At 64.4% G+C, this 23,254-nt stretch carries 30 protein-coding genes and 1 riboswitch; of the genes, 14 read left to right on the forward strand and 16 right to left on the reverse strand.

From position 1 onward, the window contains the following. Window positions 1-189: 189 nt before the first annotated feature. The 4 genes from ABIB06_RS23270 (at window position 190) to ABIB06_RS23285 (ending at window position 3,069) form a co-directional block, all read left to right on the forward strand. Complete coding sequence (locus ABIB06_RS23270) at window positions 190-714, forward strand: YegJ family protein (RefSeq protein WP_354052381.1); 525 nt, start codon at window positions 190-192, stop codon at window positions 712-714. A gap of 48 nt (window positions 715-762) precedes the next feature. Continuing rightward, complete coding sequence (hisS, locus tag ABIB06_RS23275; protein WP_354069244.1) at window positions 763-2,283, forward strand: histidine--tRNA ligase; 1,521 nt, start codon at window positions 763-765, stop codon at window positions 2,281-2,283. A gap of 55 nt (window positions 2,284-2,338) precedes the next feature. Next, complete coding sequence (locus ABIB06_RS23280) at window positions 2,339-2,587, forward strand: tautomerase family protein (protein ID WP_256467622.1); 249 nt, start codon at window positions 2,339-2,341, stop codon at window positions 2,585-2,587. Window positions 2,588-2,673: 86 nt separating this feature from the next. Then, window positions 2,674-3,069, forward strand: a complete 396-nt coding sequence (locus ABIB06_RS23285; RefSeq protein WP_247352989.1) for a thioesterase family protein — start codon at window positions 2,674-2,676, stop codon at window positions 3,067-3,069. Window positions 3,070-3,202: 133 nt separating this feature from the next. Here the strand turns inward: ABIB06_RS23285 and proC are convergent, their stop codons facing one another. Both proC and ABIB06_RS23295 read right to left on the reverse strand, forming a co-directional pair. Then, window positions 3,203-4,027, reverse strand: coding sequence for a pyrroline-5-carboxylate reductase (gene proC, locus ABIB06_RS23290; RefSeq protein WP_354052653.1), 825 nt, complete (start codon window positions 4,025-4,027; stop codon window positions 3,203-3,205). Window positions 4,028-4,251: 224 nt separating this feature from the next. Further along, window positions 4,252-4,752: a type III secretion system chaperone family protein gene (locus tag ABIB06_RS23295; protein ID WP_354052651.1), complete on the reverse strand. Its 501-nt coding sequence runs from the start codon at window positions 4,750-4,752 to the stop codon at window positions 4,252-4,254. Between the two features lie 430 nt (window positions 4,753-5,182). Beyond that, window positions 5,183-5,342, forward strand: a riboswitch (FMN riboswitch). 76 nt (window positions 5,343-5,418) lie between these two features. On the opposite strand from ABIB06_RS23295, the gene ABIB06_RS23300 reads away from it, so the two are divergent. Further along, complete coding sequence (locus tag ABIB06_RS23300) at window positions 5,419-5,982, forward strand: 6,7-dimethyl-8-ribityllumazine synthase (RefSeq protein ID WP_354052649.1); 564 nt, start codon at window positions 5,419-5,421, stop codon at window positions 5,980-5,982. An 85-nt stretch (window positions 5,983-6,067) separates the two neighbouring features. On the opposite strand, the gene ABIB06_RS23305 is transcribed toward ABIB06_RS23300, so the two are convergent. From ABIB06_RS23305 to ABIB06_RS23320, 4 genes are all read right to left on the reverse strand, one after another. Further along, a complete protein-coding gene (locus tag ABIB06_RS23305; protein WP_247447850.1) occupies window positions 6,068-7,102 on the reverse strand; it encodes a D-alanine--D-alanine ligase family protein in 1,035 nt (344 codons plus the stop codon). Next, complete coding sequence (locus tag ABIB06_RS23310; protein ID WP_354052647.1) at window positions 7,099-8,127, reverse strand: putative zinc-binding metallopeptidase; 1,029 nt, start codon at window positions 8,125-8,127, stop codon at window positions 7,099-7,101. The genes ABIB06_RS23305 and ABIB06_RS23310 overlap by 4 nt, the downstream gene beginning before the upstream one ends. Window positions 8,128-8,342: 215 nt before the next feature. Continuing rightward, window positions 8,343-9,296 (reverse strand): ribose-phosphate pyrophosphokinase, encoded by a 954-nt coding sequence (locus ABIB06_RS23315; RefSeq protein WP_015688527.1) that lies wholly within the window; start codon window positions 9,294-9,296, stop codon window positions 8,343-8,345. A gap of 193 nt (window positions 9,297-9,489) precedes the next feature. Beyond that, a complete protein-coding gene (locus ABIB06_RS23320) occupies window positions 9,490-10,113 on the reverse strand; it encodes a hypothetical protein (protein ID WP_354052645.1) in 624 nt (207 codons plus the stop codon). A gap of 93 nt (window positions 10,114-10,206) precedes the next feature. On the opposite strand from ABIB06_RS23320, the gene ABIB06_RS23325 reads away from it, so the two are divergent. Further along, a complete protein-coding gene (locus ABIB06_RS23325) occupies window positions 10,207-10,782 on the forward strand; it encodes a hypothetical protein (protein WP_354052644.1) in 576 nt (191 codons plus the stop codon). 3 nt (window positions 10,783-10,785) lie between these two features. On the opposite strand, the gene pgeF is transcribed toward ABIB06_RS23325, so the two are convergent. From pgeF to ABIB06_RS23345, 4 genes are all read right to left on the reverse strand, one after another. Further along, on the reverse strand, window positions 10,786-11,553 hold the full coding sequence (gene pgeF / locus ABIB06_RS23330) for a peptidoglycan editing factor PgeF (protein ID WP_354052642.1): 768 nt from the start codon (window positions 11,551-11,553) through the stop codon (window positions 10,786-10,788). Next, entirely contained in the window at window positions 11,550-12,668 is a 1,119-nt protein-coding gene (locus ABIB06_RS23335; RefSeq protein ID WP_354052640.1) for a class I SAM-dependent methyltransferase, read from the reverse strand. The genes pgeF and ABIB06_RS23335 overlap by 4 nt, the downstream gene beginning before the upstream one ends. A 21-nt stretch (window positions 12,669-12,689) precedes the next feature. Beyond that, the gene (lgt, locus tag ABIB06_RS23340; protein ID WP_354052639.1) at window positions 12,690-13,532 is read right to left on the reverse strand and encodes a prolipoprotein diacylglyceryl transferase; all 843 of its coding nucleotides are present in this window, start codon (window positions 13,530-13,532) and stop codon (window positions 12,690-12,692) included. Between the two features lie 210 nt (window positions 13,533-13,742). Continuing rightward, window positions 13,743-14,474, reverse strand: a complete 732-nt coding sequence (locus ABIB06_RS23345; protein ID WP_027520357.1) for a dienelactone hydrolase family protein — start codon at window positions 14,472-14,474, stop codon at window positions 13,743-13,745. Window positions 14,475-14,642: 168 nt separating this feature from the next. On the opposite strand from ABIB06_RS23345, the gene ABIB06_RS23350 reads away from it, so the two are divergent. From ABIB06_RS23350 to ychF, 4 genes are all read left to right on the forward strand, one after another. Continuing rightward, complete coding sequence (locus tag ABIB06_RS23350) at window positions 14,643-14,894, forward strand: accessory factor UbiK family protein (RefSeq protein WP_247353013.1); 252 nt, start codon at window positions 14,643-14,645, stop codon at window positions 14,892-14,894. A 222-nt stretch (window positions 14,895-15,116) separates the two neighbouring features. Then, window positions 15,117-15,836, forward strand: coding sequence for a 50S ribosomal protein L25/general stress protein Ctc (locus ABIB06_RS23355; RefSeq protein ID WP_354052636.1), 720 nt, complete (start codon window positions 15,117-15,119; stop codon window positions 15,834-15,836). A gap of 58 nt (window positions 15,837-15,894) precedes the next feature. Then, window positions 15,895-16,500, forward strand: a complete 606-nt coding sequence (gene pth, locus ABIB06_RS23360) for an aminoacyl-tRNA hydrolase (protein WP_354052634.1) — start codon at window positions 15,895-15,897, stop codon at window positions 16,498-16,500. Window positions 16,501-16,505: 5 nt separating this feature from the next. After that, the gene (ychF, locus tag ABIB06_RS23365) at window positions 16,506-17,603 is read left to right on the forward strand and encodes a redox-regulated ATPase YchF (protein WP_247353018.1); all 1,098 of its coding nucleotides are present in this window, start codon (window positions 16,506-16,508) and stop codon (window positions 17,601-17,603) included. Window positions 17,604-17,747: 144 nt separating this feature from the next. Here the strand turns inward: ychF and ABIB06_RS23370 are convergent, their stop codons facing one another. After that, window positions 17,748-18,044 (reverse strand): DUF4282 domain-containing protein, encoded by a 297-nt coding sequence (locus ABIB06_RS23370; RefSeq protein ID WP_211381495.1) that lies wholly within the window; start codon window positions 18,042-18,044, stop codon window positions 17,748-17,750. 157 nt (window positions 18,045-18,201) lie between these two features. On the opposite strand from ABIB06_RS23370, the gene ABIB06_RS23375 reads away from it, so the two are divergent. From ABIB06_RS23375 to ABIB06_RS23385, 3 genes are all read left to right on the forward strand, one after another. After that, complete coding sequence (locus ABIB06_RS23375; protein ID WP_354052631.1) at window positions 18,202-18,654, forward strand: MaoC family dehydratase; 453 nt, start codon at window positions 18,202-18,204, stop codon at window positions 18,652-18,654. Next, window positions 18,654-19,136, forward strand: a complete 483-nt coding sequence (locus ABIB06_RS23380) for a MaoC family dehydratase (RefSeq protein WP_247447881.1) — start codon at window positions 18,654-18,656, stop codon at window positions 19,134-19,136. Before ABIB06_RS23375 ends, ABIB06_RS23380 begins: the two co-directional genes overlap by 1 nt. 199 nt (window positions 19,137-19,335) lie before the next feature. After that, complete coding sequence (locus ABIB06_RS23385) at window positions 19,336-19,482, forward strand: hypothetical protein (RefSeq protein WP_015688514.1); 147 nt, start codon at window positions 19,336-19,338, stop codon at window positions 19,480-19,482. 40 nt (window positions 19,483-19,522) lie between these two features. Here ABIB06_RS23385 and ABIB06_RS23390 read toward each other — a convergent pair whose 3' ends face one another. From ABIB06_RS23390 to ABIB06_RS23410, 5 genes are all read right to left on the reverse strand, one after another. Beyond that, window positions 19,523-19,702, reverse strand: coding sequence for a hypothetical protein (locus tag ABIB06_RS23390; RefSeq protein ID WP_354125638.1), 180 nt, complete (start codon window positions 19,700-19,702; stop codon window positions 19,523-19,525). A gap of 109 nt (window positions 19,703-19,811) precedes the next feature. Next, complete coding sequence (locus ABIB06_RS23395) at window positions 19,812-20,234, reverse strand: hypothetical protein (RefSeq protein ID WP_007596788.1); 423 nt, start codon at window positions 20,232-20,234, stop codon at window positions 19,812-19,814. 195 nt (window positions 20,235-20,429) lie between these two features. Continuing rightward, a complete protein-coding gene (locus ABIB06_RS23400; protein ID WP_354052626.1) occupies window positions 20,430-21,335 on the reverse strand; it encodes a hypothetical protein in 906 nt (301 codons plus the stop codon). A 214-nt stretch (window positions 21,336-21,549) separates the two neighbouring features. Next, the gene (locus tag ABIB06_RS23405) at window positions 21,550-21,990 is read right to left on the reverse strand and encodes a nuclear transport factor 2 family protein (RefSeq protein WP_247353023.1); all 441 of its coding nucleotides are present in this window, start codon (window positions 21,988-21,990) and stop codon (window positions 21,550-21,552) included. A 213-nt stretch (window positions 21,991-22,203) separates the two neighbouring features. Further along, window positions 22,204-22,656 carry a nuclear transport factor 2 family protein gene (locus ABIB06_RS23410; RefSeq protein ID WP_354069241.1) on the reverse strand — a complete coding sequence of 151 codons (453 nt, stop codon included), beginning with the start codon at window positions 22,654-22,656 and terminating at the stop codon, window positions 22,204-22,206. A 302-nt stretch (window positions 22,657-22,958) separates the two neighbouring features. Between ABIB06_RS23410 and ABIB06_RS23415 the strand changes: the two genes are divergently transcribed. Then, the gene (locus ABIB06_RS23415) at window positions 22,959-23,201 is read left to right on the forward strand and encodes a hypothetical protein (RefSeq protein ID WP_354052621.1); all 243 of its coding nucleotides are present in this window, start codon (window positions 22,959-22,961) and stop codon (window positions 23,199-23,201) included. Window positions 23,202-23,254 lie beyond the last annotated feature (53 nt).

Consider the following 23,254-nt stretch of genomic DNA (forward strand, 5'->3'; position numbering starts at 1 on the left):
CGTGAAACGCTGCTGCGCAGAGCCGGGACCCATCTCGCCGCGGATGGACCCCGGATCAGCAGCGCACCACGCCGCCAAGAGGCGGCGCGTTGGCGCAGCATCCGGGGAACGCCAGCCGGCATGCCATGAACTCGCTTGCACGACCGCGCGACAAAGTCCTAGACATCAAGGCATCCGGACATCGCGATCATGGCTTCCACGCTTTCCCAACCCCTGAAATGGGCCGTTCTCGCCGCAATCGCTGGCGTCACCGTCTTCGGCGTCCTGACGATCGGCCCCAAGCCGCATGTCGCCGCGGAAGACCGTTCACCCATCGTCGACGTGCGCACCACCGATCCGGAGATGAACACCGCGATCGCGCGCGCCCGCGGCACGCTGCCGACTTTCTGGGCCTCCTACGAGGCGCCAAAACCGTCGGAGACAGGGCATGCCCTGAAGGTGCACTTTTCGACCCGCAAAGGCGGTGAGCACATCTGGATGGCCGAGGTGACGAAGCTACCGAACGGGACTTATTCCGGTCTCTTCGCCAACGAGCCACGCGATCTGCCCGGCAAGCGGGCAGGCGACAAGGTCGAATTCACTGAAGCCGACATCTCGGACTGGATGTTCATGCGCAACGGCAAGATCGTCGGCGGCGAAACCATCAAGCCAACGCTGAAGTCGCTGCCGAAGGCGGACGCCGATGCCCTCAGGGCGCGGATGGAGAAGCCGTAGGGCAAGCCGGCAGTTGCCGCACCCCGCGTCGGCTGGTAAATGCCGCACATGGCCGAAAAACCCAAAAAAACCCAGAAACTGAAGGCGCGGCTGCCGCGCGGGCTCGAGGATCGCGACCCTGCCGCGATCCGGGCGACGCGCGAGATGGTCGAGAAGATCCGCGCCGTCTACGAGCTCTACGGCTTCGAGCCGGTAGAGACGCCGGCGATGGAATACACCGACGCGCTCGGCAAGTTCCTGCCCGACCAGGACCGTCCGAACGAGGGCGTGTTCTCGTTCCAGGACGACGACGAGCAGTGGATCAGTTTGCGTTACGATCTGACCGCGCCGCTCGCCCGCTATGTCGGCGAGCGCTACGCCACCGACGCTCTAGTCTTGCCCTATCGCAGCTATCGCGTCGGCTACGTCTTCCGCAACGAGAAGCCCGGCCCCGGCCGCTTCCGCCAGTTCATGCAGTTCGACGCCGATACGGTCGGCTCGGCGACGCCGGCTGCGGACGCGGAAATCTGCATGATGGCGGCGGACACGATGGAGGCGCTTGGTGTTCAGCGCGGCCAGTACGTCGTGAAGGTCAACAACCGAAAGGTGCTCGACGGCGTTCTGGAAGCAATCGGGCTCGGCGGCGAAGAGAACGCGGCACGCAGGCTGACCGTGCTGCGCGCAATCGACAAGCTCGACAAATTTCCCGCCGAGGAGGTGCGCAAATTGCTCGGTCCCGGCAGATGGGATGGCGGCGAAGAAGGCAAGGGCGACTTCACGAAGGGCGCCAATCTGAGCGCGTCTGATGCCGACGTTGTTCTCGCCGTCACCAAACCGCGCGACGATTGGAAAGAGGCCATTGCCGCGGCGGAAACTTACCTCGCCAAGAGTGAAGTTGGTCAGGCCGGCGTGAGCGAGCTGGAAGAGATTGCCAAACTGGTTACGGCATCGGGCTACGGCGCTGATCGCATCAAGATCGATCCCTCCGTCGTGCGAGGTCTCGAATATTACACCGGCCCCGTCTACGAGGTCGAACTGCTGCTGGAGACCAAAGACGAAAAAGGCCGTCCCGTGCGCTTCGGCTCGGTCGGCGGCGGCGGCCGCTATGACGGCCTGGTCTCGCGCTTCCGCGGTGAGCCGGTGCCGGCGACTGGATTCTCGATCGGCGTATCGCGGCTTCAGGCCGCGCTGACGCTGCTTGGCAAGCTCGACACAAAACCCGAGTTTGGCCCCGTCGTCGTCACCGTGTTCGACCGCGACCGCGTTGCCGACTACCAGAAGATGGTCGCGAGCCTACGCACGTCCGGCATCCGCGCCGAGCTCTATCTCGGCAATCCCAAGAACATGGGCAACCAGCTCAAATATGCCGACCGCCGCAACGCGCCCTGCGTCATCATCCAGGGCTCCGATGAAAAAGCCCGCGGCGAGGTGCAGATCAAGGATCTGATCGAGGGCGCCAAGGCGGCTGCTGCGATCGCTTCCAACCAGGAATGGCGCGAGAGCCGCCCGGCGCAGTTCTCGTGCAGTGAAGCCGACCTCGTCACCAAAGTGCGCGAAGTGCTGGCGCGCCATGACGTGAGCTGGGGCTAGCCATTCGCTGACGCCGCCATGCCCGGGCTTGTCCCGGGCACCCACGTCCTGTTTGATGGCGCCCGTCAATGGCCGGTGTTCGGCCCCAAGGGAGAGAAAAATGCCTGAGATCACTGTCAGCATGGCCGAAGGCCGCAGCGACGAACAAAAGGCCGGCATGATGCGCGACATCACCCAGGCACTGGTGAAGAATCTCGGCGTCGATGCCGATGCCGTCGTCATCCAGATCAACGAAGCCCCGCTCCGCCACAAGATGAAGGGCGGCAAGACCTTCGTGGAGCGCGCGGCGGCGGCGAAGAAATAGCCACCGCTCGAGCGCCAATCACAACTGTCGTCCCGGCCTAGTGCGCAATTGCGCACGGGGGGCCGGGACGACGCCGAGCAAGCAACATGGACGCACGCGACTTCATCACAATCGGCATGAACGCCGAGCGCATGCTGGTGGTGCCAGTAGAGCGTACGGTCGGGCATTTCGTGCCCGGCATGCCCATGGTCTACGCGACGCCGATGATGATCCTGGAAATGGAGATGACGTCGGGCGATGCGATCCGCCCGGCGCTTCAGCCGGGCTGGGTCACCGTCGGCACCGAGGTCGACATCCGGCATCTTGCAGCAGCTCTGGTCGGCGCGACGGTGCGGACTACCGCGAAGGTCGTCGCGGTCGAGCGCCGCGTCATCCGCTTCGAGGTCGAGGCTTTCGAGGGCACGCGAAAGCTTGGCGAGGGCCGCCACGCGCGCGGGCTCGTCAATGTCGAGATGTTCAACAAGCGGTTGGGGACGACGTAGGAGCCGCTTGCTCTGCCCTCATCCTGAGGAGACCGCGCAGCGGTCGTCTCGAAGGATGGCTCGCGGGCGAGAGCCGGGCCTGCATGGTTCGAGACGGCGCTTCGCGCCTCCTCACCATGAGGGGATAGCTTCCTTACTTCGCCAGTTGCTTCGACCGCTTCGTCGCCGCCGCGATCGCGCGGATCATCAGATCGCGCAGGCCGGGCTCGCCCATCAGCACGCCGAGGGCTGCGGCGGTGGTGCCGCCGGGCGAGGTGACGTTCTGGCGCAGCGTAGCGGAGGGAAGCTCCGACTGGTGGAGAAGTTCACCGGAGCCGGCGACGGTTTCGCGCGCGAGCTTTGTCGCGAGCGCCTCGGGCAATCCCGCCTCGACACCGGCGCGCGCGAGCTCTTCGGCGAGCAGAAACACATAGGCCGGGCCCGAGCCGGAGACGGCGGTGACCGCGTCCATCAGGCTCTCATCGTCGACCCATTCGACCGAGCCGGTGGCGCGCAGCAACGCGTCGGCCACTGCGCGCTGGGCAGCACTGACGTGGTTCGCCGCGACCGCGACGGTGATGCCGCGGCCGATCGCGGCCGGCGTGTTCGGCATCGCGCGCACCACGGCGCCGCCGCAGACCTCTTCAAGCGATGCGATCGTAGTTCCCGCCATGATCGAGACCACCGAGGTTTTTTCAGAGACAAATGATTTCAGCTTCGCGCCGGCCTCGCGGAACATCTGCGGCTTCACCGCGACGACCATCGTCTCGACCTGGCCTGCCGCCTTCACATCGGGATTAAGCGCAACGCCCTTGGCGGCAAGTGCGGTGATCTCGGGCGAGATGTGCGGATCAACCACAGCGACGCGGCGCGGATCGAGCCCGCCCGAAAGCCATCCGGTCAGCATCGCGCCGCCCATCTTGCCGGCGCCGGCGAGCAGGATGGTGCCGGTGATGTTTTTGAGAGTGCTGTTCGCCATCGCTGTTGCCAATGCATCCGTCGTCCTGGCGAAAGCCAGGACCCATTACCCCGAGGGGTTCTAGTGGATGGAGGGCAGAGCAACAAGCATCGCGAGATGCGGAGAGATCCCGCGGTATGGGTCCTGGATCGGCGCGACGACAGCGCTTCGCGCCATCGTCGCTTGTCCAGGACGACGGCCAGGAGGGAGCGATGCCTTCCTCACACGCTGGAGAGCGGGGCGCCCTACGCCTCGCCCACCGTGTCGAACATTGCCGCGTCCATGGCTTCCGTCGTGGTCTTGCCCGCCCACACCACGAACTGGAACGCCGGAAAATAGCGCTCGCAGGCGTGGATGGCGCCGGCGAGCATGGCTTCGCATTGCGCGGTGGAGGCGGCGAGCCCGCCCGGCAGCACCAGGGCCTGCCGGTGCATGATCATGCCGGTGTTGCTCCACAGGTCGAAGTGCCCGACCCACAACTGCTCGTTGACCGCGGCGACGAGCCGCTGCACCTCCGGTCGCCGCGCAACCGGAATCTTCATGTCGAACGCGCAGGCCAGATGCAGCGCCTCGATCTCGCCCATCCAGGTGAAGGAGATCTGGTAGTCGGTCCATTGTCCCTTGGAGACAATCGTGAGTTCGTCTTCGCCGGAGCGTTCAAACGGCCAGTTGTTGCTGGCAGCGATATCCTCGACCACCGCGAGCGGATGGTTTTTCGAATCGATAGTGCCTTCGAGCAGGGACATGCCGTCTCGACCTCTTGCCTTTTTGTTGTCTCTGATACGCACGCGCTTGGTCCGGCGCGCGCTTCCTTAACGTCGTTAAGGCGTTCCCCTCGGAGTCGCTGTAGCGATCCCGGGATCAGCGCGGGCTTGTCGCGGATCAACTGATGTGATTTGCGGAATCTGCGCAACCGGCTGCCGAGTCCGTCCACAAGCCATGACTCGTTCGTCCACAGCTCATCTCGGCCACAATTATTAACGTGGGATGTCCCAACCGGGATGGAGGAGAACAAACCGGAATCGGATTCGCGTGGAATGCCCGATCGTTAATTCCGCCCTGCGAGGGCCGGGTCGCCAAAGCGGCATGGGACCATGCGATTTTCCCATGCGGAACGTACTTGCTGTGGCAGCTCGCCGGCGTCATATTTCCCTCAGGCCGTTCATTCCGGACGGCCGATGTTCTCAGGGCGGGGTGAAAGTCCCCACCGGCGGTAAGGGCCGAAAGGCCTAAGCCCGCGAGCGCCTTCCTCAAGGTCTCTTGCCGCAGGGAAGGGTCAGCAGATTCGGTGCAACTCCGAAGCCGACGGTTAAAGTCCGGATGAAAGAGAACGGTCGGTGGCAGACGCATCGCAGGATGCGGCTGTTTGTCGTTCCGTGTGCCCTGATTCTGGTCCTTAACTGAGGAAAGCCATGAATCAGATGTTGCAAGATCCCCAAACCGAAACGTCCCAACCAACCCAAACGCCGCCGCCGGTTCCACAGGATCCCGCGACGGAGCATCCGCGCTTCGCAAAGCCGCAGCGGGTGGCCTTCGTGCAGGCCTGCTGGCACCGCGACGTGGTCGAGGAGGCCCGCATCGCCTTCGTGAGGGAGGCAGAAGTGCGTCACCTCAATCATGTCGACGTGTTCGAGGTGCCGGGCTCGTTCGAGATCCCGCTGCATGCGCAGATCCTCGCCAAGACACGGCGCTACACCGCGATCGTCGCGGCCGGCCTCGTCGTCGACGGCGGCATCTACCGCCACGAGTTCGTCGCCGACACCGTGATCAAGGCGCTGATGGATGTGCAACTGCGTACCGAGGTGCCCGTGTTCTCCGCGGTGCTGACGCCGCAGCAATTCCACGAGACCGAGGTGCACTACGATTTCTTCCGCAGGCATTTTGCGATCAAGGGCGTCGAGGTCGCGGCCGCCTGTGCGGAGACATTGCTCGGTCTGGAGCGTCTGCGTGGCCAGGTCGCGGCGGGAATTGTGTAGCGCAGCGCAATGACCAGCACCCCTCATCCCGAGGAGCGCGAAGCGCGTCGCGAAGGATGAGGGGCGATTGCCGCCGTGTTCGTCATCACCCCAGCGACACCCCCGCCTTGGCGCGGCTTATTCCGAGCATCAGGATGCGTTGCAGGAGAGCCGGATATTTCAGCCCGGCATGTTGAGCCGCCGTGGCGAACTCCTGGCTCTTGGCGATCTCGGGATTGGGATTGGCTTCGATGAAATATGGCGTGCCGTCGGCGGCGAGACGAAAATCGATGCGCGCGTAGCCGTCGAGGCCAAGCGCCCGGTAGATGCGTTTCGCGGCCCGCTGGATGCGGGCGGTCACTTCCGGCGCCAGATCCTTCGCAGGCCCGTCGACGATGCCGACCTTCTCCTGATAGTCGGTGTCGTGCTTGGCCTTCTCCGTGGCGATGTGCCGTGACGAACGGCCGCCCATGCTGCCGAATTTCAACTCCCAGACCGGCAGAACGCGTAAGCGATTGTTGCCGAGCACGCCGACGTAAAGCTCTCGCCCCTCGATGAACTGCTCGGCGATGGCGGCGGATTCGACCCGCTCGTGGATGAAGGCAACCCGCTCCGCCAGCTTCTCGTCGGTGTCGACGATCGATGCCTGCGAGATGCCGAACGAGCCATCCATGTTCAGGCTCTTGACGATCAGCGGCAGCGCAAGACGGGTCGGGCGCTTCACCTTGCGACGCATCGGGAAGACGGCAAAGGCCGGCGCGGCGATCCGGCGGTGATGCACCAGCGTCTTGGACAAATCCTTGCCGCGCGCCAGGATCAGGCCGCGCGGATTGCATCCGGTATAAGGGACCTTCATCAGCTCGAGATAGCTCGCGATGTGCTGGTCGAAGGCGACGTTGTTGTGGAATTCCTCCAGCAGCGTGAAAACCACGTGCGGCTTGAACTCCTCGATCGCTACGCGCACCGGCTTGATTTCCTCCTGCGCGCCGAGTGGCCGCACCTCGTGGCCGGCCGCGCGCAAGGTGCTCACCACGTCGTATTCCGTTTTCCACGCATTGATCTCCTGTGCGGAGTATCCGTCGGAGGAGTCCGGGGGCAGGAAGTCCGGATGCATCAGCACGAGAATACGGAGACGTCTCATAGTGCGATCCATTTACGCCGAGACGGGCCAAACAGCGCGTGCATCGTCTTGGCGGTCACGAGGACGGTGAAATCGAGAGCGAGCTTCTGTTCGGGGCCGACGGCGCGGAGATCGAGCTCGCGGCAGCGGAAGATCATGTCGTCAAGCACGGCATCGAGCGTGAGCTGGTTCTCGCCCGTCCATCGCGCGACCAATTGCCTGATCTGGGCGCGGTGTCGCCTGATCAGGGTCGAAGCCGGCTTTGAGCGGTGATGCCGTGGATCGGCTGAAAACAGCCGGGAGAGATCGCGGTCGTAGGTCTTCGGGGGCGTGAAGGCGTAGAACGCCTGCTTCTTCTTGTAGTGCTCTTCGAGCGTCTGGCTGAGCCGGCCCAGCGGATCGACACGCTCCCGCGTCGTGACCGGCGGCCGCTTTCCCGCGATCTCGCCCATCAGCTCGTCGATATATTCGAGCTTCTTCAGCGCCGGCCAGCCGGCATATCGCGTCCGCCAGTTCGAGCGCGGCCGCAGCCACACCGCAAAGGTCTCGGCGAAATCCTCGTCCGGATGGCTCTGCGCATACCACAGCCGCAGATGCTGGACGTAACGCCTGCTCGCCGGATTGGGCCGGTAATAGCGCGGATAGCGTTTCGACGACGGGCCGAACAATTGCTGCCAGCGCCGGCGGCGTTGCAACTGATAGCCGTGCTGTATGGCGTGGCCCGCTTCGTGACGGAGGATGGCCATGCATTCGCGCCAGGTTCCGCCCTCGACGTCGAACATCATCTTCTTCTCGAGCTTCATCAGGCGGGGATGGGCGAGATAGAAGGGGATGGCGATGCCGGGGACGCCTCCCGGGCTGAACCATTCGCTCGAGATCCAGGTGTGCGGCCGCAGCCGGATGCCGCGCTCTTCGAGCTCCTCGTGGAGCGCGCCGACACAATCATCGAGCCAGGTGCCTTCGACCGTAACCCTCAGGCTGGAGAGCCGTTGCTTGAGCAACTCGTCATCCGACAGCTTTTCCCAAGCGAATTTCCGGCGTGGCATCAGGCATCCAGAGGGCAGAGATGACTCGGTATCCGGATGATGTCATGGGGCGGGGCCGGCAACAACCCGCGAGGTCTTCGAGGCGTGCCGCGGCGCGTCGGCGCCCGAGGCCATGTGGTGAGCAAAGTGAAGCGTGCTCACCGATTGCGCCGCAAAGAAAAAGGTGGGCACGGCGCATTGCGCCTTTGCCCACCCTGCGACATCGCGAAACTAATTCAGTCGAACAGGCTCGACACCGACTCTTCCGCCGCGGTGCGCGCGATCGCGTCGGAGATCAGGCTGGCGATGGGCAGCGTACGGATGTTCGGCGCCTTGCTCACCGCATCCGTCGGCAGGATCGAGTCGGTGATCACGAGCTCCTTCAGCCTGGAGTTCGTGATGCGGGCGGCCGCGCCGCCGGAGAGCACGCCGTGGGTGATGTAGGCGTAGACGTCCTTGGCGCCCTTGGCGATCAGCGCGTCGGCTGCGTTCACCAGCGTGCCGCCGGAGTCCACGATGTCGTCGATCAGGATGCAGGTGTAGCCGGCGACGTCGCCGATCACGTTCATGACCTCGGATTCGCCGGCACGTTCGCGGCGCTTGTCGACGATCGCGAGCGGGGTGTTGATGCGTTTGGCGAGGCCGCGGGCGCGTGCCACGCCGCCGACGTCGGGCGAGATCACCATCGTCTTGGAGAGGTCGAACTTGTCCTTGATGTCCCGCACCATCAGCGGCGCCGCGTAGAGATTGTCGGTCGGGATGTCGAAGAAGCCCTGGATCTGGCCGGCATGCAGGTCGAGCGTCATGACGCGGTCGACGCCGGCCTGCGTGATCAGATTGGCGACGAGTTTTGCCGAGATCGGCGTGCGCGAACCTGATTTGCGATCCTGCCGGGCGTAGCCGAAATAGGGCAGCACCGCGGTGATGCGGCGCGCCGAGGAGCGGCGCAGTGCGTCGGTGATGATCAGCAATTCCATCAGATGGTCGTTGGCCGGGAACGAGGTCGACTGGATGATGAAGGCATCCGAGCCGCGGACGTTCTCCTGGATCTCGACGAAGATCTCCATGTCGGCGAAGCGCCGTACCACTGCCTTGGTCAGCGGCAGGTCGAGACCTTGCGCGATGGCCTGGGCGAGAGCCGGATTGGAGTTGCCGGCGACGAGCTTGATGGAGCCGTTCTTGGCCGACATGGACGCTTCCTCCCGCGCTTTGTTGGACAGGATGTTCAACATCAGAGAATACCCACTGGAAGCACGGTTACGACGGGCGAGGAAATATCAGGCGGAGGGCTGCAATGGCAACCCGGGATGCTACGTTTTCCCTGCGAAATCCTGAGTCCGGCCAACGGTTTGGCCTGAAGTTGGGGCCGTGGTTTAGCGGGGGTTATCGCTCGGCATAGCCGAGCGCCGAGGCCGGCATCCCGGCCGCCGGAGCCTCCGGGATCACGCTCGCCACGGCCGGCCCGCGCAAGCCGGGAGCCGAGCCCGGCGCATCCGGTGTGCCATTGATCATGTTGGAAAGTCCGCTGAATCCGGCCTGGGCGATCTTCCGCAGCACGAGGTCGTCAGCGGCGCCCCACGGATCGCGGCCGCCCTTGGCGGACGTGGGTTCCTCGCCGGAAAGGCGCAGCGCGCGCTGCTGGTTGGCGTCGTAGACGTCCCAGACCCAGGCGATCACGGTTTTGCCGCGCACAATCTGGGCGGAGAGGTAGCTGCGCACGCGGTAGGCGGCCGTCCCCTCGCGGGAGACCACGGACAGGCTGCGCAGCTTGGATTCGCTGTCGAGCACGCCGACCATGCGGTCGAACACTTGCGGCGGCGGCCCGTCGATCGATTCGAACGCGACCGTCGCCCCGGAGCCGGCGCTCGGCGCCATCGCATAGGAGTTCGCAGCACCGCCGCCACCGGCGCAGCCGCCAAGCACGCAAGCAACCGCAATCGATGCGGCGGCGATCGCGGCGCGCATGATTGTCCCGGTTTGGAGCAGGCGGGTTGACGCTTCCCTCATCGCGCCTTGCGATATCGTTAAAATCGCTTAACGTCTAGGGCAGGCAGGACACAGGGCTTAACCGATCAGGCCAGCGTGCATGGGGAGCGGTCGATGAGAGACCCGGCTTTTGGCTTGATCATCGCGTGCCTTGTCGCAGGCCCGGTGGCCGCAGAGGAGAGCGCTGCGGAGGTCATTCAGTCCTTCGGATTGGTCGGGACGTGGTCGGTCGATTGCAAGCGCGATCCAAATCAGGCTTGCACGAGCAACGGCTGCGGCGCGCGGATGACATACATTGTGCCGCCCTCGGGATCGCCGACAATCAGGAACGTGATAGGGACGTTTTCGCCCGGCCAAGTGCGGACATTCATCAGCACGATCTACGCGGCGACCCGCATCGCGGCCGACAAGATCAAGTTCGTGTCCGTTCAGGATCCTCCGGCGAGCGTCGCGGCGGTGTGGTGGCGTCAGCCTGGCGAGCCTTGGGAGATTGTCCTGTTGAAGGTTGGCGACAAGTATCGAACATTTTCCGCGCATCGCGAGGACAAGAAGAAGTTCGACGTCGAAGAAGGCTTTTACGTCCGGCCGCCGCCGCCGCCATCCCCGCCCGCCAAGACATATGACGAACTGCCGACGAAATGGGATCGCACCCAGCAGCAAGCGCCGTTGTTTGAAAAGTGCAGCGACTGACGCCTACCCTTCGAGCACGATCGCGTGAACGTGGCGGCCGTAATCCGGCTCCTTGCGATGCACCGAGCGGCGATAGCTGAAGAAGCGCTCGTCGGCGTAGGTATCGAGGCCGAGATCGTCGATCATCAGGATGCCCGCGGCTTCCAGACGTTTCCGGATGAAGCCGGCTAGGTCGAACATCGCGTGGCCTTCGCGCACCGACGGGATGAAGAGCATGGCGTTGTCCGCATCCGCCTCGATGAAGCGGGCCACGAACTCGTTACCGACCTCGTAGCTGTCCTGGCGGATTAACGGGCCGATCGCGGCGATGATGCCGCTGCGCGAGGCGCCGAGCTTTTCCATCGCCGAGATCGTCGCCTCCAGTACGCCGGTGAGGGCGCCCTTCCAGCCGGCATGTGCGCCGCCGATCACGCGCGCGTTGGGATCGACGAACAGCACCGGTCCGCAATCGGCGGTGGAGACGCCAAGCGCGATGCCCGGCACCTTCGTCACCAGCGCATCGCCCTTCGGCCGCGGCCCGCTGGGCCACGGCGTGTCGGCGACGCGCACGTCGGGCGAATGGATCTGGTGCAGGCTGAGAAAGCGTTCCGGTGCGACGCCGACATGCTCGGCCATGCGGCGGCGGTTCTCTGCGACAAGGGCCTGATCGTCGTTGGAGCCGAGCCCGCCGTTCAGCGCCGAATAGATGCCGCGTGAAACGCCGCCCTCGCGGGTGAAGAAGGCGTGGCGCAGGCCGGGCACCGCCGACAGCAGCGACGAGCCAAGCGTCATGACGCGCCCCTGGCCTGTTCGAGATCGCTCAAGCCCGCAAGGCCGGTCAGACGCGGCTCGGAGATGCCGAGCACCTTGAACATCGAGCCCATGCCGCTGCGCCCGGTATCGGTCAGGCGCTTGAGCGCGATCGAAATGTCGGTGGCGACATCAGGCGTCGCCTTCTGCATCAGCGCGGCGGCACGGGTCTCGATGCCGACGCGCTTGAGGAAATCGCCCTGCGTCACCGGGCCGTGCACGTGGGCGCCGACATCCTCGGCCGCGCGCGCCAGCGCCTGGAAGTCGACATGGGCGGTGACGTCGGCCTGGCCCGGTGCCTTCAGGGGATCGGTAAAGGTGTGGCGCGCGATCGCCTGGAAGGTGTCGCCGGCATCGCTGCGCAGATGGCCGTAGTCGATGATCAGCGCCGCGCCGTCCTGGTCGCGCACGCGGCTGGCGAGCTTCATGATCTCCGCATCGGGCCGCCATTCGAACACGGCCCCGACGGGCGCGGCGCGCACCAGAGACGGCAGCAGCACCTCGAAGCGCGGCGTCGGCTCGGCCGCCGCGCCGAACTGAAGTTTTCCGTTGGTGTCGACCTCGATCACGCGCTCGTGCCAGCCGTTCTCGTGACGGACCATCTGGTGGATCGGCAGCACGTCGAAATATTCGTTGGCGAGGATGATGCTCGGTCCCTCAGGCACGTCGTCGATGCTATCGTGCCAGGCGATGTTGCGTACGCCCGCCAGCGTCGCACTCTGCCGGTCGCGCAGGACGGGATTAACCTCGACCATGTGGATGTGAAGCGCCTGGTAGAGCGGCGGCAGCACGCGGAGCGCACGCAGCGCATCCGCCATCATGGTGCCGCGGCCGGGGCCGAGCTCGATCAGCCGCAGGAATTGCGGCGAGCCCATCTGCTTCCACACCGAGGCGGTCCACAGGCCCAAAAGCTCGCCGAACATCTGGCTGACCTCGGGCGCGGTGGTGAAGTCGCCTTCTCGTCCCAGGGGATCGCGCGAAACGTAATAGCCATAGCGCGGGTGCATCAGGCACAGTTCCATGTACCGCCAGACCGGCATGGGGCCTGAGGATTTGATCAGCGCCTTGATCGCGTTGAGTAACGGCTGGTCGGTCACGGCCTATCTTCTCAAAAGGAATTAACGAATAGCCCCTGCGGGCTCGGGCGCACCGCGCCTGATAGCCAATACGATAAGTATGCCGCCGACAATAAGCATCGGGATCGACAACAGCATGCCCATGGTTAATCCGCCCCAGAGGTAACCGAGCTGGACGTCCGGTTCGCGGAAATGCTCGCCGATGATCCGGGTCAGGCCGTAGATCAGGATGAAGCTGCCGAGAATGAGCCCGGGCCGCTTCAAGGCGCCGCGGCGGATCATCACGGCGAGGACGATGAAGAGCAGGAGACCCTCCATGCCCGCTTCGTAGAGTTGGCTCGGATGGCGCGGCACGTCACCACCGGTCGGAAAGACCATGGCCCAGGGCAGGCTCGGGTCGGCGGGGCGGCCCCACAGCTCGCCATTGATGAAGTTCGTCAACCGCACCAGGAAAATCCCGACCGGCGCAACGCCGCAGGTGATGTCGCCGAGCGACAGGATCGAGATGCCGTTCTTCCAGGCGAACCACATCACCGCCACGACGCATCCGAGGAAGCCGCCATGGAAGGCCATGCCGCCTTCCCACAATTTGAAGATGGCAGCCGGATGTTCGACGAAGAAGGGCAGGTTGTAAAACAGGACATAACCGGTGCGGCCACCGAGAATGATGCCGAGCGTCACCCACAAGATGAAATCGTCGATCTGCGGCAGGCTGATCGGCGAGGTGCCGGCCCATAGCCTGTCGTTCTTGATCAGTGCACGTGCATAGAGCCAACCGAAGGTGATCCCGCAGATATAGCCAAGCGCGTACCAGCGGATCGCGAACGGTCCGATCTCGACCGCGATCGGACTGAACGATGGAAAGTCGATGAGCAGAAAGGGCATCGCGCCTTGCTTCTACAGAGTGAAGGGCAAGCAGCGGCCCCGTTGGAGCTGCGCCCCCTCTCCCGCTTGCGGGAGAGGGTTGGGGTGAGGGTGTTTCCGCGTTCGAGATAATCTCCGTGTGGAGAGAACCCCCACCCGGCGCTTCGCGCCGACCTCCCCCGCAAGCGGGAGAGGTGTACCGAGCTCGCGGATAGATCGATCCATCCCGTTCTACACGAGATTGCGGCGATAGAGCGCCAGCAGACGCTCCCAATGCCGCTCGGCGGCGTCGCGGTCATAGACCGGACGCTTGGGGAAGGCGAAGCCGTGATGGGTGCCCGGATAGATCTCGACCTCGGCTTTGGCGCCGCTCATGCCCTGCTTCACCTTCTCGATGATCTCGGCAGGCGCGTAGATGTCGGTCTCGGCGCAGGCGAAGTACAGCTCGGCTTTGGTCTTGGCTGCCGCGAGATGCGGGCTGTCGTCCTGGTCGGTTGCGAGCTGCGTGCCGTAGACCGAGGCGGCGGCCTTGACGCGATCGGGGAAATGCGTGGCGGCGTTGACGGCGTAGCGGCCGCTCATGCAGTAGCCGACGGTGCCGATCAGCTTGGTGTTAGCGGCCGCCTGGCCCTCGGCATAGGTCAACAGCGCGCGCGTGTCGTCCATGATCATGGGGATCGTGAGCGATCCCATCAGCGCGAACATGCGCTTGCGCTCCGGCGCGTTCGGATCGGCCGGCAGCGCGCCGAGCTCCATCACGCCGGAGCGGTAATAGAGGTTCGGCAGCATCACGTAATAGCCCGATGTCGCGAGCCGGCGCGCCATGTCGCGCAGCTCTTCGCGGATCGCCGGCGCGTCCATGTAGAACAGGATGACCGGAAACGGCCCGCCGCGTTCGGGATGGCTGATGAAGGTTGCGGTGTGACCGTCCTTGGTGGGGATCGCGATCTGCTGGTCGATCATCTCGAGCGCCTTTGTGATTCTTCTTATGCAGGGACGTTGAATACGATTGCAAGGAAACCGGGGCATGACAAGGATACCGCCGATCGGCCCTTGAACCGGGCCAAACGGATTGCCATTGTCTCCCGGCGCGTTCGCGCAGAGTTTATCGAAGGCCGCCAGGAGACCGACATGACCCAGACCAACAACCGGTTTTTCGACGAGATCGGCCGGCTGATGAACGATGCCGCCGGTGCCGCCCAGGGTGTCAAGCGCGAGGTCGACACCGTGTTGCGCACCCAGGCCGAAAAATTCCTGCGCGACATGGACCTGGTCAAGCGCGAGGAGTTCGAGGCGGTCAAGGATATGGCCCGGCTCGCCCGCGAGGAGAACGAGGCCCTGAAGGCCCGCATCGTGGCGCTGGAAGCCAAGCTCGGCGGCTAAGGCGCCAACCGGGAACGAACCGCGGCATGAAGTTCCCGGGTTTCGCCGCTCCATCCGGGCTAGCCGGTCCTCACCGGCGGCCCATTCTCCTTGTCATTTCCGCATCTTCCGGGTAAAAGCCCGCCACGTCCGCGGCCCCCGCACCCCTGGAGGCTTGCTGCGGCGCATGCCATGGGCCGCCTTGCGGCCCATTAACTTTTGCAAAAACAAGGACTTAACGTTATGGCGACCGTCAAGGAATTGAAGGCGACCGCACGTCCGAAGAGCGGCAAGGGGGCCGCCCGGGCTGAGCGTCGCGCCGGGAGAGTGCCCGGAGTGATCTATGGCAACAACCAGCCCCCGCTGACGATCTCGATCGAAGATCGCGAACTGCGCACGCGCATTCTTGCCGGCCGGTTCCTGACCACGCTGGTCGACATCGACCTCGAAGGCAACAAGCACCGCGTGATTCCGCGCGACTACCACCTCGATCCGGTCAAGGACTTCCCGATCCACGTCGACTTCATGCGGCTCGGCGAAGGCGCCACCATCCGCATCAGCGTTCCCTTGCACGTGGTGAAGGCTGAAGGTTCGCCCGGCGTGAAGCGCGGCGGCGCCGTGAACATCGTTGCGCATGCGATCGAGCTCGAGTGCGGTGTGGAGAACATCCCGCAGTTCATCGAGGTTGATGTCGGTTCGCTCGAAATCGGCCACTCGCTGCATCTCTCCGACATCAAACTGCCGGCCGGTGTGAAGGCGCTGACCTCGGAGGAAGCGACCCTTGTGACCATCGTGCCGCCGTCCGGCTACGCCGAAGAGCAGAAGGCTGCGGCCGCTGCTCCGGCTGCGGGTGCTGCTGCTCCGGCGGCCGGTGCTGCCGCTCCTGCTGCGGGTGCTGCTCCGGCAGCGGCTGCCAAAGCTCCCGCTGCCAAGGCTCCCGCCGGCGGCGACAAGAAGAAGTAATCTCTCAAAGCCGGCGCGCGGTCTCTGATCGCGCGCCGAGCGAGGGGCGCGCCGCGTCATGCGACTCTTTGTTGGGCTCGGCAATCCCGGCCCGAAATTCGCACGTAACCGGCACAATGTCGGCTTCATGGCCGTCGACGAGATCGCGCGGCGTCACGGTTTCGCGCCATGGCGCCGCAGGTTTCAAGGCGAGACCTCGGAAGGCACGCTCGATACTGAGCGCGTGATCCTGCTCAAGCCGGCGACTTACATGAACGATTCCGGCCGCAGCGTTCAGGAAGCGGCAAGCTTCTTCAAGATCGCACCGGGCGACGTCACCGTATTCCATGACGAGCTCGAACTGCCGCCGGGCAAGGTGCGGGTGAAGGTCGGCGGCGGCATCGCCGGCCACAACGGCCTGCGCTCGATCTCGGCGCATATCGGCAACGAGTACCGCCGGGTGCGGCTCGGCATCGGTCATCCCGGCGTCAAGGAACTGGTGCACGGCCACGTGCTGTCGGACTTCGCCAAGGCCGACAACGACTGGGTGGCGACGCTCTGCGACGCGGTGGCCGAGCACGCGGCACTGGTTGCCAAAGGCACGGACGCGACCTTCGCCAACAGGGTGCATCTCGCCATGCAGGCGAAGGGATTTTTGACCAAGGACGACAACGGCAAGGAATAACGCTCGTGGGATTTAAATGCGGGATCGTCGGATTGCCCAATGTCGGCAAATCGACCTTGTTCAATGCGCTGACCGAGACGGCCGCGGCGCAGGCGGCGAACTATCCGTTCTGCACGATCGAGCCGAATGTCGGCGAGGTCGCGGTGCCGGATCCGCGGCTCGACAAGCTGTCGGCGATAGCCAAATCGGCGCAGATCATCCCGACCCGGCTGACCTTCGTCGACATCGCCGGCCTCGTGCGCGGCGCGTCCAAGGGTGAAGGCCTCGGCAATCAATTCCTGGCCACCATCCGCGAGGTCGACGCCGTCGCGCATGTCGTGCGCTGCTTTGAAGACTCCGACATCACCCATGTCGAAGGCAAGATCGCCCCGCTCGCCGACATCGAGACCATCGAGACCGAGCTGATGCTCGCCGATCTCGACAGCCTCGAGAAGCGCGTCGACAACCTCTCCAAGAAGGCCAAGGGCAACGACAAGGACGCCAAGGAGCAACTCGACCTCGTCAATCGCACGCTGGTGCTGCTGCGCGAGGGCAAGCCCGCGCGTCTCGTCGAGCGCAAGGCGGAGGAGGAGCGCGCTTTCGGGATGCTCGGCCTGCTGTCGTCCAAGCCTGTGCTCTACGTTTGCAACGTCGAGGAAGGCTCGGCCGCGACCGGCAATTCGTTCTCGAAGGCGGTGCAGGAGCAGGCTGCCAAGGAAGGCGCCATTGCCGTCGTCATCTCGGCAAAAATCGAATCCGAGGTCGCCACCATTTCACGTGACGAACGCGCCGACTTCCTGGAGACGCTGGGTCTCGAAGAGGCCGGCCTCGATCGCCTGATCCGCGCCGGCTATACGCTGCTCGACCTCATCACCTATTTCACGGTGGGCCCGAAGGAAGCGCGCGCCTGGACCATCTATCGCGGCACCAAGGCGCCGGGTGCGGCCGGTGTGATCCACACCGACTTCGAGAAGGGTTTTATCCGCGCCGAGACCATTGCGTATGAGGACTATGTCGCGCTCAACGGTGAGGCCGGTGCCCGCGATGCCGGCAAGCTGCGCCTCGAAGGCAAGGAATACGTCGTCGCCGACGGCGACGTGATGCATTTCCGGTTTAATACGTAAGATTCTGGAGTTCGTGCCCCGGACGCAGCGCAGCGCTTCTTCAGCGGTGCGCTGCAGAGCCGGGGCCCAGGAGTCTTGATTGGAGTGAGTCCCGGCTCTGCGTCGCGTCATTTCATGCCGCGCCGCGTCCGGGACACGGAAGCCCTACCGCAATCCGCCGCCCTGGTCCCGGATCGCGCCGAGATGCTCGTTGATGCGGAAGATGATCAGGATCAGCTCCGCGACGATGCGCGAGAACACGATGCCGACGACCACGCTCGCGATCGACGACAGCAGCATCAGGAAACCGCCGAACGGGCTGATCGCCATCATCGCGAGGCCGGAGAAGATGCCGGAGAGGCCGAACAGGCAGATCAGCGCGATCACCAGCCAGTAAAAGGTCTTGATGATCGTCGGCGTGATAAAGCGGTCCCACTGAAACAGGTCGCTGAATGAAAACATCTCTTTCCCCCGGGCGAATCGCGCCCCCGCCGCGTCAATTGACCAAAAGGCGGGTCCGGCCCGACTCGTCGAATGTAGCACGAGCCATGCGGGCCGGCGGGTTGAGATTGCCGCAAAGTGCGGCCACAATCTGTCATTCCCTCAAAGCTTTCCCAAGATGACCCTGACCTTCGAAGATTTTCCGCCCGGCCGGTTCGGAACATTCGGCCCGCGCCATGTCACCCGCGACGAGATCCTGGCTTTCGCCGCCGAGTTCGATCCGCAGCCGATGCACCTCGATGAGGACGCGGCGAGCAAGAGCATGCTGCGCGGCTTGTCCGGCTCGGGCTGGCACCTCTGTTCGCTGATGATGCGAATGATGGCCGACGGCTTTATCACCCACGCCGCCTCGCTGGGTTCGCCCGGCGTGGACGAGGTGCGTTGGCTGTCGCCGCTGAGACCCGGCGACGACCTCATGCTCGACGTCGACGTGCTGGAAGCGCGTACCTCGAAGAGCCGCCCCGAGCTCGGCATCGTCAAGTTCAAATGCACCGTGCGTAACGCGGCGGGGCAGGCGCTGTGTGAGATGACCTCGCCGATCCTGATCAAGCGGCGCGAAGGGGCGGTTTGATGCGGTTCTTCGAGGACATCGAGATCGGCCATCGTCGCGAGATCGGCGCCTACAATTTCACGGCGGACTCCATCAAGGCGTTCGCCGCGAAGTTCGATCCCCAACGTTTTCACCTCGACGAGGAGGAGGGCAAGAACTCGCTGTTCGGCGGGCTCGCGGCCTCGGGCTGGCATGTCGGCTCGGCCTGCATGAGCCTGCTTGTCGCGGACGGCCAGCGTTTGGCGCGTGAGGCCGCTTCGCGCGGCGAGGAGATCGCGGTGTGGGGTCCGTCGCCGGGCTTTCGCGATCTGCGCTGGATCCGGCCGGTGCTCGCCGGTGACACCGTTGCCTACGCCAATGTCGTCATCGACAAGCGCAGCTCGGCCTCGCGTCCCGGCTGGGGCATCTTGACCGCCCGCACCACCGGCACCAACCAGCGCGGCGAGGAAGTCTACGCCATCACCGCCAGCGCCTTCGTGCCGATGCGCGTGCAGGGCGGTTAGATTCGTTCCAGGATGAATAGCGAAAACAGCGTGCGAGTGTTGCCCCCGCGCTATGGACGCGATTCCGGGTGGCTGCCATAAGCCTGCGCAACATGGTTTTCCCGCGAAGCAGTTGGCGGAACCATCGAGTTGCTAACCAATTATGAACCTGTCGCTGTCTATTTGATCGATCTGGGCAGAGTACAGGGGACAGAGGACCATGGCAGACCGCGGCGCACTCAAGCTGGTCGGATTCATCTTTGCTACCGCGACGCTGGCCGTGATGCTGGTCGCCGGCATGGTGGTGAAGGGCTATGCCGATGGTGGCTACACCCTGGAAGCCTCGAGCGTCGACGCGAGCCGTTAAGAGTTCGTTAACTCCGCGGGCCGCAACGCGGCCTCCGCCTTCAGCGGCTATAGACGAACGCTAATATGGCGATCGCAACCGCCAGCAATCCGACAAAACGCAGCATGATCGTGCTGAACTGGTTCGGCGCCGGCCGCAGCGGTATCGGGTCCGTGTTGTCGGGCCGAATGCTTTCCATGAAATTCCCCCAGCCCGGCCGCAGGGTGCGGGCGCTCGGCATTGGTCGCCAGGGAGAGGTGGAAAGTTCAAATTGGGGAACGAGACCCCACGAATCAAAACCGCCACGTCCCTTTCGGAACGCGGCGGCTGGTGATGCGTGATGCCAGAGATTAGCTGTTGCGCAGGCCGTCGGCGGCGCGCTTCCACTGCGAGACGTTGTCGGCGATCATGCGGGTCGACTTCATCGCGGCCTGGCTGAGCTGGGCGTAGCCGGAGATCTCGCGCTGGACGCGCTGGCCTTCGGCGTGGAGCAGGTCGCGCAGGCTCTCGAGCTCGGAGATCAAATTCTCGATCTCGGCGAGCGAGGTGCCGGCGACGCGCTGGATCAGCGAATTGACGTTGGTGACGGTGGCCTCCGCGCTCGGATCGAGCGGCGGCGCGTCCGTGGCGGTCGCTGCCGGACGGCGCAGATAGGCGATGTCGTTGCGGACGAAGTCACGGATGCCGGCCTCGACTTCCGTCACTGCGGCGAGGTTGGTGTCGATGGTCTCGGTCTCGGTGGTTTCGGTCTTTTCCGGACGCATGGCGTTCATCGTTATTCCCCTGTTCGCGTTGAGCGCAGCGCGAGTGTCCCCCGCACGACGACGTCGATCAGTGGACTAGGGCGCCGGATTTTGGCCGCAACTTGGCCGAGATGCGGCAAGGGCGGTCCATTCGGGGGTTTTGCCGTGGCGTATGGTTACGAGAGTCTGAACGCCGCTCGCGGGGGGAGGGATCCGGGCGCTCAGCTACCAGTTCTTCTTGAAACCCGCTGTCAGGCTCTTGTTGATCGCCCCTTGCGAGGTCTCGCCGACCGAGCCGGAGACGGTGACGTTGTCGAACAGCTTTTGCTCGGCGCCGACCTTGCGCAGCCATTTGTCGTCGGTGGTCGACAGCGACTGGCCCGCGGTGATGCTGGTGCCGGTGTCGGTGATGGTGACCTTGGCCGACTGGTCGGTCTCGTAATTCCGCGTGATGTGGCCGCCGACGCCGGGGAGCGCCGTGGTGCCCTGCTGGTTGACGCTGTAGCCGTTCTGGAGTGTCAGCGACGTGTCGTTCGACAGCGGCACCGACTTGGTCAGCGAGGCCCCGAGCTTGCTCTGTTCGGCGCCGGGGTCGACGCGGGCCTCCACCGCGGTCTTGTCCCAGATCGCGCCCGCGCCCGGCGCGGTCGCGGCCGCCCAGGCGCTGCCGGATGACTGAGGGACGCTGCCGCCATTGGTGGCCTTTTGTGCCAGGAGCTCGGACATCGTCCGCGGCTCGTTCGTCACCGTCATATCGGCGCCGATACGGGCTTCCCAGAACGAGGACACCGACTGCTTCACCGTCACCGCCGAGGAGCCGTTGGCGTTGGCGTTCGTCGCCCAGTTCAGCCCGTCCTTGGCGGCGGCCTGCGCGCGCTTCTTGGCCGTAATGATGTCGTTGAGCGTGCCGGCGTCGATCGCGAGCTGGCCCCAGTCGAGCTTGTCGATGTCGATACCGCGGAGCACGTCGGGGTCGTTGACGTCGGGGGCCTCCGCCGCCTCGGCGTCCTCGTCGGGCACTGCGGCCGTGGGCGGAATGATCTGCGCCGAAACCGTCAGCACCGATCCCAAAATGAACGCAGCCGCCAGCACCGGCAGCCTGGTCCAGCCAAAACCTGTCGCGAATTCCATAGTCCTGCCCGTCAGCCCAGTTCGCGCTCAGAATGCGGAACCATCATTGCGAAATTGTGGCGGTTCCATCAACCGCGAACCAACGGGCCGCGCGAAAGGCGCGCGCCCGATGACGAGCTTCTCCACGATTGCATCCGGCGGGGCTGGAGGCCAGGACGCATCGCGGGGAGCATCAGCCATCGGTCCCGAACAGCGGGGCCCGTTGGTGTCCCTTTCAGCCGACGCTGGTCATCTTCGGCAGATGAATGGCGCGGCCGAGTGCCTGCTCGACCAAATCAAACGTGTCGATCAGCACGCGCATGCTGGTGAGCTTGCCCGCCCTGAATTGGGCGAACTGCGCGACCCGCAAGCTGATCGGCTTGCTGGAATCGAGCGCGGTCAACGAATAGCGCAGCATCGAGGCCGCGGAATCGACGCCGAGCATGATGCTCTCGCGGTCGAAGCGGCGGACCTGGAAATTGTCGGCGAGCTGGCGGATGACCTCGAGCACGGCGTCCTTGCCCTGGCGTGCGCCGAGGAACGGAAACATGTCGATCGGGCCGTACAGTGCCCATTCGACGTCCTCGTCGATCAGGGCCCCGATGTCCTCGAAATGCCGGTCGTTGATCGCGCGGTGTAACGCACGCGAGAAACGCCAGAGACTGTGCTCTGTCATTTTGGGCAGTCCTGAAGCTGGCTTGCGAAAAACAAAAACCACCCCATGCGCACAGGAAAGATGCCGCGGGGTCGCTCTACTCATTTGTATACGAACAAAATACGCCGTTTCGGCCAAAACGCAATTCACGTTTTCGCAATGCACAATTGATCCTGGTTTGCGGGATTTGCAGTAGACCCCGTAGTTTACCGGTCCGGCCGGTCGGAGAGAGAACTACGCCCCGTCCACCCGATCGCCCACGATCAGCGGGCCGATCTCACGTTCCAGCACCTGCCGCACCAGGTCGAAGGAATCGATGATCTCCCGGATCTGCGCCACCTGGCCGTTGCGGAAAGTGTAGAACACGGCCATGTCGACCTGAATGATGCGGTCGTTGCTGCGCTTCCTGAAGAATACGCGCAGATAGGCCGCGACCGTGTCGCCTTCGGCGACGATCTGCGGCACCTCGTAGCGGATCTCGGCGTATCGCTCCTGCACGGTGCGCCAGAATTCGCCAAGTTCCTTCTTGCCATGGCAGGGACCCATGTGCGGCAGCACGTCGATCGGCGCGTGGGTGAGGAAGTCGACGTCGTCGGTGCAGCACGACAGCGCAGCCTGGATGTCGCTGCCGGCGATGGCATCGAGCAGATGCAGCACGCGCTGCCGATTGAGCTTCTCGACTGTCATTCCGCTCGTCCCTCATTGGCCGTGTGGAGTTTGCGCGCAAAGCTAACGCGCGGCCTCGGACACCGGCAATCCGCAACACCACAGGGATGTTGCAGATGATATGACGCGCAAGCGCAATGCCAGGTTCATGGCTGCAATTAGGGGTTGAGCGACCTGGCGCCTGCACAAGTTCATACCGCGTTCGGCTGCATGGCGCGCGAAGCCTTGTACGAACGCACAACGCAATGAGGCCTCACGCTTATGGAACCGCGACGCGCCCGCGCTCGTTGAAAGGCCGACCCAGCATCCGGAGACATCGATCCATGAAATCCCTCGCAGCCATCGCCGCCGCACTTCTCATGCTGGGAACGACCTCCGCCGCCGATGCCAAGGGCTGCATCAAGGGCGCCGTCGTCGGTGGCGTCGCCGGCCATTATGCCGGCCATCACGGCGTCCTCGGCGCCGCCGCCGGCTGCCTCTACGGCCGCCACCACGCGAAAGAGCAGCAAGAGCAGGAGAGACAGCGGCAACAGCAGAGCCGGGTGAACGGGCAGGGCAAGCTGTAGTCCCGTCATTTAGAGACAGCGACCCCGCCGCCGCATCGGCGGTCCACTCCCTC

Origin of the sequence: Bradyrhizobium sp. LB8.2 (assembly GCF_040548035.1) — a bacterium.
Classification (GTDB): Bacteria; Pseudomonadota; Alphaproteobacteria; order Rhizobiales; family Xanthobacteraceae; genus Bradyrhizobium.